Here is a 13,285-nt window from a genome sequence, read left to right as displayed (position 1 = left end):
ATGAAAAGAAAGTCTTAGGAATATCACTGATGGAACCGTCTGACTTTCTTGATCACGGACAAGAAACATGTCCTCGTTGTGGAGAATTGAGAAGATTATCGATGGGTGGATTTAGCATCTTCTGTCCTGTAATACAAATCTGCAGACTATGTGTCAAGGCTGAAGTGCTAGTTAATAAATTCTGGAACAATATTTTGGATCAAAAGGAATTACAAGTAGAGGTAGAAAGACAAATTCAATGGATCTTAAGATACATTGAACAGAATTTGCATACACCGGATGTAACAAAAGATAAATCCGGTCTACGTGATATGGAAAAACTACGCGAGATGACATTAAAGTTACCAGGCGTAATTGCTAGAAAAACCATATCCTATACCATGATGCCAAACGATGACTCTAATATGATATCTCAAAAGAAATAGGGTAGCACAAGTGTACGTGATATGATAAGACAAAACAAACGCTCGATCAAACTAAGATTGGTTATACTTGTTGCCATATATGCAGCATTGATTCCATTTTCTTTGGTATGGTATAGCACACTTACACATATTGATTGTAACATAACCAAGCCACTCTCATCTAATTCTGTGAAGATAGGCTCGTCTGAAGAAAGAGCACAAAGTTGTGGTCAACAACTTAGTTTTCACTGGATAAAGTTCTATGGTATCAATGGGGCAATCTATGCAGCTTCATTAGTTGCCTTTGTTGTCAACATGAAGAAGAACAAAGGATAAGTCATGAACATGAAGTGTTATCCTGCAATCTTTGAGAATCTGGCTAAAATTTATAATTGAGAAAACCGGCCTATCAAGTAGCTCGCGACCTAGTTATGAAAAAGCTCGCAATTATTACACTATCATTAGTTTTGATAACGTTTGTGGCTATGGGATATTCGATAAATGCTTTTGCCCAAGAGTCGTCAATACCAAACTGGATTAAAACTACTGCACGATGGTGGTCACAGAACCAAACCAGCGACTCTGATTTTTTGATGGCTATTCAGTATCTGATTGACCATGGTATGTTGCATACTCAAGTTCAATCTTCGTCGGGTGTTCTGAACATGTCTGATAACCAACAAAATCTGAAATTATTGCAGAAGATAAACGACCTCCAAACTAGATATGATACACTGCAATCTAAATACAATCTATTATTGCAACAGGTCCGTAGCATAACTGCGCAGTCTTCTACTTCTGGTGAAAATAATGCTTCCATATCAGCTGTGGCCGTAACCCCTGTCATAGAAAGCGATGGATTTTTTGAAACTACGAGTTATCAAGGGTCGATACTAAAAATTACAGTTGAGATTAGAGATGGAACTGGACTTGTGTTGGTTAATACTGCCATTCCAACAGGTGTAGATTTCCAGTCTTCTGCACATACTGCTGTCATGGTAGCACAAAACGTCACTGGAATAGATCTGTCAAAAAAAGATGTAATTTTCTCAGTTAGTTCTGGAAATAATCAAGACTTGCAGGCTGTTGATGGTGGAAGTGCAGGAGGCGCCATGACCGTATTGCTGGTGTCAGAACTACTTGGAAAACAAATTAACAATCAGGTGCTGATGACTGGTACAATCCAACCCGATGGTACTATAGGGCAAATAGGAGAAGCAGATGTAAAGGCTGATGCCGCAGGTCAATATGGTGCAAAGATATTTCTTGTACCTCAAGGACAAGCAGTTAGTTCTGTTCAAAATTGTAGTGAAAAAAATGAAGGGCCTGTAACATATCAAACATGTACTACAGAACAAAAACCGCTCTCACCAATAATGGAGAGTAAATATGGAATGCGTGTAATTGAGATAAACACAATCCAAGATGCGCTAAAATACTTTAATTCGTCATAAGTTATTTTATCGCGTCTTTGCAATCATTTGCAATCGCTTAAATCAAGTTTATCTTTAGGAGTGTGATAATTTAATATGGACACGATCAACACACCTGAAAATCAACAAAAGGATGAAATAATTCCAGAGCACCTATTGAAGATACTTTCAGATGAAAGTGTAAAACACATTCTACGTTCTGCCATCTATCCAAAAAGTGCCTACCAGCTAAGTAAGGATTGTGATGTTTCCTTGACCACAATATATCGACAGGTTAAGAGGTTATCTGACAAAAAACTATTGCTAGTGTCTGGCTCGATAGACAAAAGTGGAAAAAAACACTTTACCTTCAAAAGTAAGAATAACGTATATTGCAAATGCGCTTGTTCCACCATAGACATATCCTCTTTTATTGAGCCCAAGAAGTGAACGCTACAATTTTTTTACATCTTGTTAAATTTAACAAACTTTCTCCAAATTACAGGGTAGTTTCTTATTAGGCAGATTCATTTTGTAACTGCGATTTGGCAAAATTGCGCATTTTACGCGGTTTGATGATTGTAGCAATTGGAGTAGTCTTGCTTGTTGTAGGATCTGGCATTTTTGATAACTCGTATGATTCAGTTGAATCCGTGATGAAGGACAAACATAACATAATTGAAGATAGGGAAATTTTGCAGGGGAAATTGATTAATTCCACAATTACTTGGGATGAATTAACTGAACACACAGTACTAGTAGTTCATGCGGTACCTGCATTGGGTTTGATAAAATTACAAGTAACAGAGCCCAATGGGGAAGTATTTGAAAAGGAAAGTACAAATGGATTTGTGTACCATATCATAGAAAAAAGACCACAGGAACAAGGAAATTATTATTTTAACATACTAAATCTAGGAAATGAACCAGTAAATGTCACTGTGGTGTTAGGAGAAGATCCATATCTTAGTGGAACATGTGATTCTGCTAGTGGGATGAACTGCTATGTCATTCCTGCCGCAATTGGACTAGTTATTGTAGGAATGATTACGTTGATAGTAGGTTCGTTGATAACTGTAAATGACTTTAGGAAAAAAACAAAACCAAGTAACTGACTCAAATATTATCCAACACTGATTATTCCATTATTGATAAGGTACTGAATTCCTTTCACAAAATCGTTGTCTGATATCTGACCACTTGCCCACCATCCTGCTGAGTTCTTTATCCATGACGGAATCTGTTGTGATTGGCTAGCACTAGAAACGGTGGACGGAACAACTATGATTCCATTTTTTATCATGTATTGAATTCCGCTTGCAAATGTCTGGTCATTAATGGCGCCTTCTGACCACATCTTAGCATCGTTTTTGACCCATTCTGGAATCTGAGTGTTAGCGGTAGGTTGCGGTCCTACGTAAAACGTGTATACTGATCTCTCAAAATCTGCAGCATTTTGATAAAACCCCTTCTGCGATGAGACCATGACAAGAAAATACTGTCTACCGTCTTTTAGCCAAAAGGAAAACTCTTCAGTAACTGGACTATTCTGCGTAGTGGTCTGATTCTGTGCAACAACTGCTTGAATCACAAAGCCATCAGAAAATCTCTGAATATTTTTCTGATAAACGACATATTTTGAAGTATCAAATAACTTTGCAATGGCAAGATCTAGAATCTGATTATCTGGGGTCGCTAATACCGCATCATCTATGGGCTTTCCTTGATAAAAGTAAATTGCAAATGTGGCTTCACCATTTTGATTCTCATTTGCAAATTCTACCAATGCCGAATCTGACTGATTACTCTGGCTTACGGGAATCCATCCATGTGGAGGCAAAATGGAAAAGCTGTATGTGGGATCATTGTAGGTGTTGGTTTGAATGTTTCCTTCATTAAACATGGAAGTTAATGCACTCTGTGTAGCATTGCCCTCTGCCCATGCGGGATTTGTCATTAAGAAAGTTAGGACAACTCCTAACAAAATGGAACAAAACACTAATCTCAATTTAAAAGAGTTTCCGGTATCTGCTATAAGAAGTATGACACAACAATGATTTTGTTTTTAAGGTATGCGCTATACTACATTTCATGAAATAACTCTATAGTGTAGACTGTTCATCTTTGGTTTGAAAAAAGTGTAAAATTGAGCAGACTTTTTATTCTATTTGAGCAAATGGATTTTATGATGAAATATTTTTTACTTCTTCTACTTTTTGTTCCTGCCTCCTCATCTGCATTTACAACGGGTCAAAATGCAACTCTGGTTATTGGACATGATGACTTTGATACGGGAGGAACAATTCATGACAACGCCACATCAAGTGTCTTGTACTCTACCAGACGGCATTGCGTTTGATAAATCGGGAAATCTCTGGATTGCAGATACTGGATTCAATCGCTTGCTAGAATTCACTCCGCCATTTACAAGTGGGGAAAAAGCAACTCTTGTGATAGGTCAAAGTGATTTTGTTTCCACTACTCCTGCACTCTCTGCAACAGGTCTTGATCAGCCATATGGTATGACATTTGATAATGCTGGAAATATGTGGGTTGCTGATACCAATAACAACAGAATAGTGGAATTTAAGACACCATTCACAAATGGTGAGGCAGTGTCTCTTGTGATTGGTTATCCAAGTTTTGACAAAGGAGTGTACCCTACAACGGCAGGCTCACTTGCTGCTCCATATGGACTAGCATTTGATAAATCTGGAAACTTGTGGGCAGTGGATTATTATAACAACAGAATATTGGAATATGTTCCACCATTTGAAAATCAAATGAATGCGTCGCTTGTAATCGGACAATCTGATCTCACAAGCAATTCTGATGGTATGACTGCAAATAGGCTGAACTTGCCAAGCGCTATTGCATTTGATGAGAAAGGTAACATGTGGGTTACTGATAGTCTCAATAATAGGGCGCTAGAGTTCTCTTATCCGTTTTCTACTGATCAATCTGCTACATTAGTACTTGGGCAAACCACCTTTACGACAAACTTTCTGGGTGTTACGGACAATTCCATGAACACTCCATATGGGATAATCTTTGACAAATCAGGGAACTTGTGGATCACTGACGGAAACAATGCTAGAGTATTGGAATATGTTCCACCATTTAGCAACGGGATGAACGCATCTCTTGTCTTAGGTCAAACCGATTTTGCTGGAATGCATATGGGTACATCTGCCAACATGTTGACTGAACCATATGACGTAAAGGTGGATAACAGTGGTAACCTTTGGGTTGCAGACACTGACAACAACCGAGTGCTAGAATTTGCCACAACCTCTGTGCCAGAATTTGGGTCTATTGCATCTGCGATTCTTGTTCTTTCGATGGTTTCGATTATAATCATTTCAACAAAGACAAAATTGCGGTTTTTTCAATTCTAAAATGGGTCAAAAATGAAGATTGCAACCAGTTGCAACTCAATGCTATCTTCTTAATAACAGATTGTCAGCACAGTTCACAGAAACTGTGGGATAATGTTAGATATTCCAACCCCATCCTTCTAACTTACCCTGCAGTTTCTTGTATGTTGCAGTGGTTCTGTCTTATTTGATGGGAGAGGCACTCTTGCGTGATTTTATGAATTTTGCCAAATGTACCGCGCCGATAAATGGCCACGCTGTTGCCATAAAAATGAAAGCTAACCAAATCACAGGATTTTCATTAAAATTATTTGCTAACATGTTTAATGGAAATATGTATTGCTCTACACCAGAAGGCAAGTATGGTCCAAGAAAATACATTACGTATCTCTGAAATACATGCCAGCCAACAAACACAGTAGCAAAGAAAAATACTGACTTTTTACCAACATATTTCTCAAATCCTTTTCTTTCGAGCTTTGAAAGTCTCTCATTGAGTATTCTAATCTCACCATGTAGTGCATCTATAGTATTCTCCATGCGTTTTTGTAGAGATTCTGCATCTTGTGAGCCTAGGTATAAAGGAATGATGCTTTCCAAATACTTTTGATCCGATATGGGCAAAGTTTTGTCTTTTGTTAAGAGTTCGAGAATGTACTCTAATCTTCCGCGATCTCCTTTGCCAAGAATGATGATCTGCTGAACAGAACTTGCCAAGTTGTCAGACAATAAATGATGCGTATTCAATCCCAGATAAAAGCGATAGGATATATCATAAAGACTTGAATTTTTTAATTGCTTCTCGCGCTAATGTCTCTTGAGCCTCTTTTGATATTTTTGTTGGATCATCCAAGGCCAAGGCCTTGTTATATTCATCTTCTGTATTTGATTTTATTTTCCTTTTTTCCTCTGTCATGATTATGACTGTGAAACATTCCTTGATATCTCTTCTTGTGAAAAATCCGACTTCCAATCACAACACAATTGGTCTTTGGCCATGTGTTGAAATAGCTTCATTTATACCATTTATGATATTTTGAATGCCTGGATACTGGATCTTGTTACTGGATAATTCGGACTTTATTGTACTGAGATAATATAGATTTTTTTTAATTTGCTTTATTTTTTTGGTCTTGGACCATGTACTGTTTTTCAAATCTTTGAGATTTGTTGAAATATTGCAAAGCTCAATTATTTTCGCTTCAATGGGAGACTCTTTTAATTGCTTGATGTACTGTTTTTCTATCTTATCCCTTGGAAGATTTTTGTCTTTGTGTGATGCAAGAACAAGAACTGCTATCCTACTACCAAATCTTTTATCAATTTCGTCAAAAGTTGTATTGGTTTCTTCTATGATGCCATGTAGCCATGCTGCTGCAAGTACTTCTTGGTCTGACATTCCTATATTTTTCAGTCTGTTCACTACTCCTTTCAAATGATCCAAGTAAGAAGTATCATCGTTTCTTGTTCTGCCAACATATCTTTCCTTGGCAAATAGCTCGGCAGATTCTATTATTTGCATTATTCCTCTATTTTTTCTAGTTCTTGGCAAAGACTTTTGTAGTTTTCAATTAAATCCCTAAAGGAAGAAAATATAACCGAGATATTTTTTTGTGCAAGCTCAAAACGCATAGTTTTTTCTACGAGATAGGATGAGTCTTTCGGATCTAATCCTGTTTCTTCCCAAATGTTCTCAGATTCTACCATCAATTTTTGCAGACGACTCTCATTCTGGCTTATTTTCTCCTTTAATTTTTTTATCAGTACTGGATCAGGCAATTCTTTCATTACTAGAGGGCAAAAAAGTACTATAATAACTTGAATTAACCAATGTACGCCTTTAGATCAAAATCTGAGTTTTGTCTTGCTAGCCATTGCAATGGTCAGCAAAACTGAGGAAACAAGTGTCAAAGTGACAAGACCTCCAAACTCTGGAATGATTTGAGTGCCGATTATCTCTATGGTGCTAGTTTTATTGGCAAATGGTATTGTCAGTTGCCGATAGTTCTGAGTTGTAAGTTCTTGGAAGTTTACTCCATGCTTGTTTGTCAAGACTGTAAAATGAGAGTCACTTCCATTATCTCTTGCATCAATTAAGGTTCTAGGCAAACTAATGATAAGACTTCCAGCATTTGTGGTTTTAATTGTGAGCGTCATTGATTTTGATTGGCTGTCAAGATTTATTGCAAGTATTGTTCCGTTTGTAATTATGTGAGGAATCACAAATCTAGTACTATTGACACTAATGGTGTTATTTGCAGGTATTTGCTCAAATGACATTTTTGGATAACAAGCTACTGTAATTACAAGAATTATCAAAACTAATATGAAAATGCGACTTTGCAAAAATATTCGTGCTCAAGATTGGTTTTCTTTGAACCTAATTTAAGTTCTTTAATGCTTGATCTCAATGACTTTCATGTACTGGAAAAATTGACTGTGGTATAACATCTGAGGCCGAATCGCTCGCAAAGGAAAAATACAAGTCAATGTCAAACCTCTTGTGCACTGGAAACCATATTTGATTTTGACCGTATTTATGATCTCTATGGCAGGCATGCCGTCTTTTGCACAATCGATGAATACCTATGTCATAAAAAACCCTGCAGGTGGACAAGCCTACAACGTAAACTATACCCTGACAGGTGCAACGGTAAATGACATGTTGATTAATACTCATGAGACATCGCTTGTAATTTCAATAAATTCTACAAGTGATGGAAATCTGATCATCGATCTGCCTAGAACCTTAATTGATGCAAAGGCAGGAGCAAATGACGATCAGTTCATCGTTCTCTTGGATGATACTTATAGTAACTATCATGAAAGCAAAACTGGAACTGACAGAACCCTCTCAATTGCATTCACTAATGGCACTGAAAGAATTGAAGTGATAGGAACACAAGTTCTTCCAGAATTTGGTTCTCTGTCATTTATTGTTCTTGCAGTATCGATTTTATCATAATTGCAATTTCTTCAAAGACCAAGTACAAGTTTGATTTGTAGATTGGTATCTTAAGAATACTCTTAATTTAGCTAAAGCCTGCTCCGAATTCATCTCCATGTTGGAGAGGGTCGATTGAATCAGACTTTTTCATTTTCAGATACAAGAACGCTTCATTGACTAGTTGAATGGCGGGCTCACCATCAACATGGAAGTGTTTTCTCACAAAATCATAATACCTTTGAAGTTTCATAGGATCTTGTTCATCAAGTGACATGTTGTCCTCTGTAATCATCACTGAGATTTTCTCAATTTGGGAATTGTATTCTGACTCGTTCAATATAATGTAGAAACCGGTCTATCTTTTAAGTGATTGTAACAAATTATTCTTCAACCAATGTACCTCTGGTAAAGTTTTGGATTGTTTCTAATGTACAACAATACGTCATTTGCTTTTTGTGTCATCTTCTTCGAATTCGTCATCCAGATATTCTGTGTCTTTATCGCCTTCTTCTAGGTCTTCGTCAAGAAATTCACCATCTTGTTTACTATCCATGTATCTGAAACCATAGATGTGATACATGAATATTGTGTGAGGTGTCAAGTACAAAATAATTATTTTGTTTGTGATTGATTTGTCTTGGATTGGCACATTTGGGGAATATGGTATTTGATTTTGCTTCTATTTTTGCATATATTCCTGTAGGAAAACTGCATTGTTGTATTCTTTATTTTTTGCAGAGTAGAGAAATGTTATGATCTTCTTTTCTTTTTCAAGTGACCTGATCATTGAAACGGTATCTCTTTTTCTCTTGAGCTCTTCACGGTATTTTTTCTTGAAATCTGTCCATTTTTTTGGATCGTGGGAAAACCATTTTCTGAGGTCATCACTAGGCGCTATGTCCTTTAACCACGCATCTATCTTTGCAGATTCTTTTGATAGTCCACGAGGCCACAGTCTGTCAATGAGAATTCTAAAACCGTCTTCTTCAGACGATACCTCATAAACTCTTTTTATTTTTATCATGAAAAATCCAGCTCCTCTACCTTACAAAAAGTCAAGCACTATCTTTGAAAACTCATTGGGTTTTTCTTCGTAAGGTGTATGCCCGCATCCGTTCATAACCACAAAATTACAATCTGGAATGGAACTTGCAAATTCTTTGGAATATTCTATTGGAATCATCTTGTCAGCATCTCCCCATATGAGAAGTGCCGGTATCTTGATCAGTTTTAGTTTTTCTGTTATGACAGGAGAGTTTTTCATTCCTAAAAGCGTGGAAAGAAACGCCATCTTGGAATTGGGTCTAGTCATATTTGAAATAAAGTTCTCAACTGATTGGGAACTTATTTCCTTCTTTTCTCCCATCATCATCTGATATGCAGTTTTCACCGATTCGTGATTTGGATATAGTGCGGCCATTGTATATGCGTCAAGAACAGGAGTGGATTTCTTCATTATTCCAGCCGGTGCCACCATGACAATTTTTTTAATTGTCGAATTCTGTGTAGCCGCACACTCTGCTACAATCTCACCTCCAAGCGATGTGCCAATCATGAATACCTTCTCCAGTGATAGAGTTTCTAGAAGGCCAAGTATGGAATCTCTGAAAAATTCTGGCGTGTAGTCTACTTGAGGTTTATCGCTTTGACCGTATCCGATCAAATCCACTGCGATCACTCGATATTTTTTACTCAGAAATGGCACCACGGAAACCATCTCTCCGCCATGCCTCCTAACCCGTGAAGTAAAACTATGGTATTTTTAGAATCTCCTTCCTCGATATACCTTATTTTATTTCCATTTACTGTGACGTGCCTTTCTTGCATGTATGATTTGGTCAATTTTATCACGACATAAGTTTTTGTCAATCTATATTATTTGCCAATTTTGGCAACTAATTGAGTCTAGATGTAATTTAAAATATTATCTTGCGAAACAGAAAACTTAGTGATTTGAAATTTTCTGAAAAGGAGTACCAAGAGATCTGGAAAGCATCCTTGAGTAGTAATCAAGTGCAAGACGTATGTATTCATCAAGTGTTTTGATGGACGATATCTGAGTCTGTAAATATGTCTTTTGGATATTGTTGGCCATTTCGATTTGAAAAATTGTTGATCTGGCAACTGTTTTGGCATATGTGTCAAAGGATTGTAGAGTCTTCTGATCAATTCCCATCTTGGACAAGATTTCATTTTCTGCTATGTAACATGCACCAAAAAGATCTTGCAGAGAATGTAAATATTCTGTATAAAAATCAGAATACATCTGCATGTTTATGGGTAAAAGAGATTCCATCTTTTCAATTACATTATTGGCATTAGTGTGTATGATATCACAAACAGAAATCGTTGACTTGTTTTCTACAGTGTCAGGTTTTGTAGGCTGTGGTCTTTTTTGCGTCATTGTATTACTGTGACACTAGGTATCTTTTAATGATTTGCAGGTCCAAAACATCAAGATTCGCACTGCGCAGTTAAATCTATTATGCCAAATATCTGCAATTACAACCACTCCTTAACTTTGTTAATCATTATTTAATATCGATGAGACGTTCTGAGATCCTTCTCTCAATGCCGCGTAGCAATCTCTATAAGATGTGAATGTTACTTAATACACTTAATGAGTTCTACGGAAGAGTATAAGAAATCATTAGGATATTACAAACACGTCTCACTATTTTGGACGGATTTGATATCCTTGATGTCAAGTAGGCCGCAATCGCTCATGTCCACAGGACCATTTAGGAAACTAGGCGTTAATGCCAAGAAGGTTAGCGCAGAAATGATAGAAATCAACCAAGAACTGGCTGAATTTAACACAAGCCTTGGAGAATATTATAAACAGCTCACAGATACGTGGAATGAGGCACAAAAACAATTTAGCAAAAAAGTGCCAGAGATTCCAACAGACACTGAACATCTTGATGCTACCAAGCGTATCTGGATAGACATATTCGAAAATTACTTTACAAGACTATTTGATTCTCTAGAATTTGCAGAAAACTTTGGAAAACTAGTATCAAGCGAACTTGAACTTGCAAAACACTGGAATAATGTGACATCGCTTATGCTGGAGACTGTTAACATGCCTACAAAGAAAGAAATTGACGAGCTGTACAAAGAATTACACTTATTGCGAAAAAGAGTTGCCAAACTTGAAAAAATAGCTAATCATGGAGGAAATGAAAATGGAAAGTGAACTTAGGATAGATCCAAGAATATTGGAAGAGTTCCTGCAAATGAACCGAAATATTCTTGACGCACCAAAATTGGTTGCCGCACCAGATGAGATTAGCTTGGGAATGACCCCGTATGATGTTGTATATTCTGAAGGAAAAATGAGATTATTGCATTTTAATTCTACGCAACAAAAACAGGTAAAAACGCCTCTTCTGATCACATATGCTTTGATAAATCGATATCATATACTGGATATTCATCCGCAAAAAAGCTGGGTTAAAAATATGTTGGAACAAGGTTTGGATGTATATCTAATAGATTGGGGGACTCCAACTACTATGGATAGGTTTCTGGGTTTTGATGACTATGTGAACGGTTACATGGACAATTGTGTAGACTTTATTCTTAACGAATCAGGTGTCGACAAGGTCTCAATGCAAGGATACTGTACGGGGGGGAACTCTGGCCACAGTTTATGCATCATTGTATCCTGAAAAAATAAAAAACTTGATTTTAACGGCACCGGTAATTGACGGCAGTCGGGATAGTACAGTAGTAGCAAACTTGGCAAAACACATGGATGTGGACAAGATGGCAGATATCGTAGGCAACGTACCGCCTGAATTCATGTATTATGTGTTCTCTATTCTCAAACCCTTTGAACAAGGTCTTGAAAAATATGCTCAATTCTTTAAAAATATCCACAACAAAGAGTATGTTGAAAACTTTATCCGCGTAGAAAAATGGCTAAGTGACACCCCTCCTATACCAGGCGAGCTTTTCAGGGAATGGGTGAAGAATGTCTATCAAGACAATTTATTGATTAGAAACCAGATGCATGTATCTGGCAGACAGATAAATCTCAAAAACATCTCAATGCCTGTATTTACTCAGGTGGCAGTGGGAGATCATTTGGTATCTCCAGAATGTAGTATGCCAATACACTATGCCGTATCAAGCGAAGACAAAACATTGAGAATGTATGCCACAGGACATGTAGGCATGATAGCAAGCTCGTTTTCTCAAAAAAAGGTACTGCCAGAACTAGGTCAATGGATAAAAGAAAGATCTGAAAAATAAAAAAAATAGTTAGTTACTAACTAATTTCTTGTTGGTGTCCATGCTGAGAACCAAGATTGCAGTATGTTTGCGTTCATATCAGAAAATGATTTTGTATTGTCGTTGAATGTCTTTACATTTTGTCTGATTGCATCAATTGTTGCAAGCACTGCTTTGCTCTGAACGGAACCTGTCTTGACTATCTCTTCTGTTGCATCATTTACTATTTTGAAGTATGCTGATGGTACGTTAGTAGATAGACCTGTTCGTGAAGCGTATTCCTGTTGCATTGATATTGCGTTCTCGATTGTGTTTTTACATGCTGTTGCATATTCTTGCTGTAGGTTAGTTACTGCTTGTAAACACTGTGCAACATTTTTCTCTGCTTCATCAAAGCATCGGTTAACATTCTGCTTGTACACTGCAAAGATTTCTTTTGTCTCTGTTGTCTTACTCATTCTTTCACCTCCGCTTTTTGTTTTCTCCTTTCGACCGGTATGACGATTACTTGCACAAGGTCTTCTTCCTTGATTCCAAGCGCCTCTCGTTCTGCTTCCGGTATCGAAATGCGACCATTACTTCCTACTGATGTTTTGAAAGTACCCCATGATAGGAGCGAGGGTAGTAGTTGTGAAGGGTTGAACATGTTGTACATGCCTTTTGACTGCATATCTGTAAAATTTTGGACAAAATCGGACTGTGCTTTGGTAGTCTTGTTTGTTATCTCTTTTAATGTGTCAAGTGGATTGACTTGGTTGTTTCTGCTCATCATCTCGCCAAAAGTCTTCATGAAATCCATCTGTGCCTTTCCACTCCTTTGTATCCATTCGTGGAACATCTCAGTCAGGATCGTATTGGTTGTTATTACCAGTCATTGGTAATAGTTACCAACAAATGGTATTTAAC

The 13,285-nt window shown here is 37.2% G+C and carries 24 protein-coding genes; 10 read left to right on the top strand and 14 right to left on the bottom strand.

Annotation, left to right across the window (positions count from 1 at the left end; translation table 11 throughout):
- Nucleotides 1-29 precede the first annotated feature (29 nt).
- The 5 genes from DYY67_RS03610 (at nucleotide 30) to DYY67_RS03590 (ending at nucleotide 2,931) form a co-directional block, all read left to right on the top strand.
- A complete protein-coding gene (locus tag DYY67_RS03610; RefSeq protein WP_166390852.1) occupies nucleotides 30-425 on the top strand; it encodes a hypothetical protein in 396 nt (131 codons plus the stop codon).
- A gap of 21 nt (nucleotides 426-446) precedes the next feature.
- Nucleotides 447-740 (top strand): hypothetical protein, encoded by a 294-nt coding sequence (locus tag DYY67_RS03605; protein WP_166390850.1) that lies wholly within the window; start codon nucleotides 447-449, stop codon nucleotides 738-740.
- Between the two features lie 149 nt (nucleotides 741-889).
- Nucleotides 890-1,858, top strand: coding sequence for a S16 family serine protease (locus DYY67_RS03600; protein WP_166390848.1), 969 nt, complete (start codon nucleotides 890-892; stop codon nucleotides 1,856-1,858).
- 75 nt (nucleotides 1,859-1,933) lie between these two features.
- Nucleotides 1,934-2,266, top strand: coding sequence for a transcriptional repressor (locus DYY67_RS03595; protein ID WP_166390846.1), 333 nt, complete (start codon nucleotides 1,934-1,936; stop codon nucleotides 2,264-2,266).
- A gap of 95 nt (nucleotides 2,267-2,361) precedes the next feature.
- Entirely contained in the window at nucleotides 2,362-2,931 is a 570-nt protein-coding gene (locus tag DYY67_RS03590) for a hypothetical protein (RefSeq protein WP_218584689.1), read from the top strand.
- 8 nt (nucleotides 2,932-2,939) lie between these two features.
- Here DYY67_RS03590 and DYY67_RS03585 read toward each other — a convergent pair whose 3' ends face one another.
- Nucleotides 2,940-3,773, bottom strand: coding sequence for a hypothetical protein (locus tag DYY67_RS03585; RefSeq protein ID WP_166390842.1), 834 nt, complete (start codon nucleotides 3,771-3,773; stop codon nucleotides 2,940-2,942).
- A gap of 349 nt (nucleotides 3,774-4,122) precedes the next feature.
- Here DYY67_RS03585 and DYY67_RS03580 point away from each other — a divergent pair, with 349 nt between their 5' ends.
- Complete coding sequence (locus DYY67_RS03580; RefSeq protein WP_166390840.1) at nucleotides 4,123-5,214, top strand: PEFG-CTERM sorting domain-containing protein; 1,092 nt, start codon at nucleotides 4,123-4,125, stop codon at nucleotides 5,212-5,214.
- A gap of 162 nt (nucleotides 5,215-5,376) precedes the next feature.
- Here the strand turns inward: DYY67_RS03580 and DYY67_RS03575 are convergent, their stop codons facing one another.
- Genes DYY67_RS03575 through DYY67_RS03555 form a run of 5 tightly spaced genes read right to left on the bottom strand, consistent with a single transcriptional unit; the run spans nucleotide 5,377 to nucleotide 7,512 of the window.
- A complete protein-coding gene (locus tag DYY67_RS03575; protein WP_166390838.1) occupies nucleotides 5,377-5,910 on the bottom strand; it encodes a hypothetical protein in 534 nt (177 codons plus the stop codon).
- A 55-nt stretch (nucleotides 5,911-5,965) separates the two neighbouring features.
- The gene (locus DYY67_RS03570) at nucleotides 5,966-6,166 is read right to left on the bottom strand and encodes a hypothetical protein (protein WP_166390489.1); all 201 of its coding nucleotides are present in this window, start codon (nucleotides 6,164-6,166) and stop codon (nucleotides 5,966-5,968) included.
- Nucleotides 6,167-6,745 carry an HD domain-containing protein gene (locus tag DYY67_RS03565; RefSeq protein WP_255492719.1) on the bottom strand — a complete coding sequence of 193 codons (579 nt, stop codon included), beginning with the start codon at nucleotides 6,743-6,745 and terminating at the stop codon, nucleotides 6,167-6,169.
- Complete coding sequence (locus DYY67_RS03560) at nucleotides 6,715-6,981, bottom strand: hypothetical protein (RefSeq protein WP_166390834.1); 267 nt, start codon at nucleotides 6,979-6,981, stop codon at nucleotides 6,715-6,717. Before DYY67_RS03560 ends, DYY67_RS03565 begins: the two co-directional genes overlap by 31 nt.
- 57 nt (nucleotides 6,982-7,038) lie before the next feature.
- Entirely contained in the window at nucleotides 7,039-7,512 is a 474-nt protein-coding gene (locus DYY67_RS03555; RefSeq protein ID WP_218584688.1) for a hypothetical protein, read from the bottom strand.
- Nucleotides 7,513-7,750: 238 nt separating this feature from the next.
- On the opposite strand from DYY67_RS03555, the gene DYY67_RS03550 reads away from it, so the two are divergent.
- On the top strand, nucleotides 7,751-8,158 hold the full coding sequence (locus DYY67_RS03550) for a hypothetical protein (RefSeq protein ID WP_166390830.1): 408 nt from the start codon (nucleotides 7,751-7,753) through the stop codon (nucleotides 8,156-8,158).
- Nucleotides 8,159-8,225: 67 nt separating this feature from the next.
- On the opposite strand, the gene DYY67_RS03545 is transcribed toward DYY67_RS03550, so the two are convergent.
- From DYY67_RS03545 to DYY67_RS03530, 6 genes are all read right to left on the bottom strand, one after another.
- Nucleotides 8,226-8,477, bottom strand: a complete 252-nt coding sequence (locus tag DYY67_RS03545; RefSeq protein ID WP_166390828.1) for a hypothetical protein — start codon at nucleotides 8,475-8,477, stop codon at nucleotides 8,226-8,228.
- Nucleotides 8,478-8,582: 105 nt separating this feature from the next.
- Complete coding sequence (locus tag DYY67_RS10120) at nucleotides 8,583-8,789, bottom strand: hypothetical protein (RefSeq protein ID WP_218584687.1); 207 nt, start codon at nucleotides 8,787-8,789, stop codon at nucleotides 8,583-8,585.
- Between the two features lie 30 nt (nucleotides 8,790-8,819).
- Nucleotides 8,820-9,164 (bottom strand): DUF488 domain-containing protein, encoded by a 345-nt coding sequence (locus DYY67_RS03540; RefSeq protein ID WP_166390826.1) that lies wholly within the window; start codon nucleotides 9,162-9,164, stop codon nucleotides 8,820-8,822.
- 21 nt (nucleotides 9,165-9,185) lie between these two features.
- Nucleotides 9,186-9,845, bottom strand: a complete 660-nt coding sequence (locus DYY67_RS03535; protein WP_320415946.1) for an alpha/beta fold hydrolase — start codon at nucleotides 9,843-9,845, stop codon at nucleotides 9,186-9,188.
- Nucleotides 9,833-9,967, bottom strand: a complete 135-nt coding sequence (locus DYY67_RS10600) for an alpha/beta fold hydrolase (RefSeq protein WP_255492718.1) — start codon at nucleotides 9,965-9,967, stop codon at nucleotides 9,833-9,835. Before DYY67_RS10600 ends, DYY67_RS03535 begins: the two co-directional genes overlap by 13 nt.
- A 118-nt stretch (nucleotides 9,968-10,085) precedes the next feature.
- The gene (locus DYY67_RS03530) at nucleotides 10,086-10,544 is read right to left on the bottom strand and encodes a hypothetical protein (RefSeq protein ID WP_166390824.1); all 459 of its coding nucleotides are present in this window, start codon (nucleotides 10,542-10,544) and stop codon (nucleotides 10,086-10,088) included.
- A 297-nt stretch (nucleotides 10,545-10,841) separates the two neighbouring features.
- Here DYY67_RS03530 and DYY67_RS03525 point away from each other — a divergent pair, with 297 nt between their 5' ends.
- The 3 genes from DYY67_RS03525 to DYY67_RS10590 are packed head-to-tail and all read left to right on the top strand — an operon-like array spanning nucleotide 10,842 to nucleotide 12,400.
- The gene (locus DYY67_RS03525) at nucleotides 10,842-11,339 is read left to right on the top strand and encodes a poly(R)-hydroxyalkanoic acid synthase subunit PhaE (protein ID WP_166390822.1); all 498 of its coding nucleotides are present in this window, start codon (nucleotides 10,842-10,844) and stop codon (nucleotides 11,337-11,339) included.
- Nucleotides 11,329-11,814 (top strand): hypothetical protein, encoded by a 486-nt coding sequence (locus DYY67_RS10595; RefSeq protein ID WP_255492717.1) that lies wholly within the window; start codon nucleotides 11,329-11,331, stop codon nucleotides 11,812-11,814. The genes DYY67_RS03525 and DYY67_RS10595 overlap by 11 nt, the downstream gene beginning before the upstream one ends.
- Before the next feature lie 13 nt (nucleotides 11,815-11,827).
- A complete protein-coding gene (locus DYY67_RS10590) occupies nucleotides 11,828-12,400 on the top strand; it encodes a hypothetical protein (RefSeq protein WP_255492716.1) in 573 nt (190 codons plus the stop codon).
- Nucleotides 12,401-12,420: 20 nt separating this feature from the next.
- On the opposite strand, the gene DYY67_RS03515 is transcribed toward DYY67_RS10590, so the two are convergent.
- Entirely contained in the window at nucleotides 12,421-12,837 is a 417-nt protein-coding gene (locus DYY67_RS03515) for a hypothetical protein (protein ID WP_166390820.1), read from the bottom strand.
- On the bottom strand, nucleotides 12,834-13,169 hold the full coding sequence (locus tag DYY67_RS03510) for an AbrB/MazE/SpoVT family DNA-binding domain-containing protein (protein WP_320415945.1): 336 nt from the start codon (nucleotides 13,167-13,169) through the stop codon (nucleotides 12,834-12,836). The genes DYY67_RS03515 and DYY67_RS03510 overlap by 4 nt, the downstream gene beginning before the upstream one ends.
- Nucleotides 13,170-13,285 lie beyond the last annotated feature (116 nt).

It is taken from the genome of Candidatus Nitrosotalea sp. TS, assembly GCF_011319465.1.
In the GTDB taxonomy this organism is placed as follows: domain Archaea; phylum Thermoproteota; class Nitrososphaeria; order Nitrososphaerales; family Nitrosopumilaceae; genus Nitrosotalea.
The sequence above is the reverse complement of the archived record's forward strand: the minus strand, read 5'-3'. Positions and strand labels throughout refer to the sequence as shown.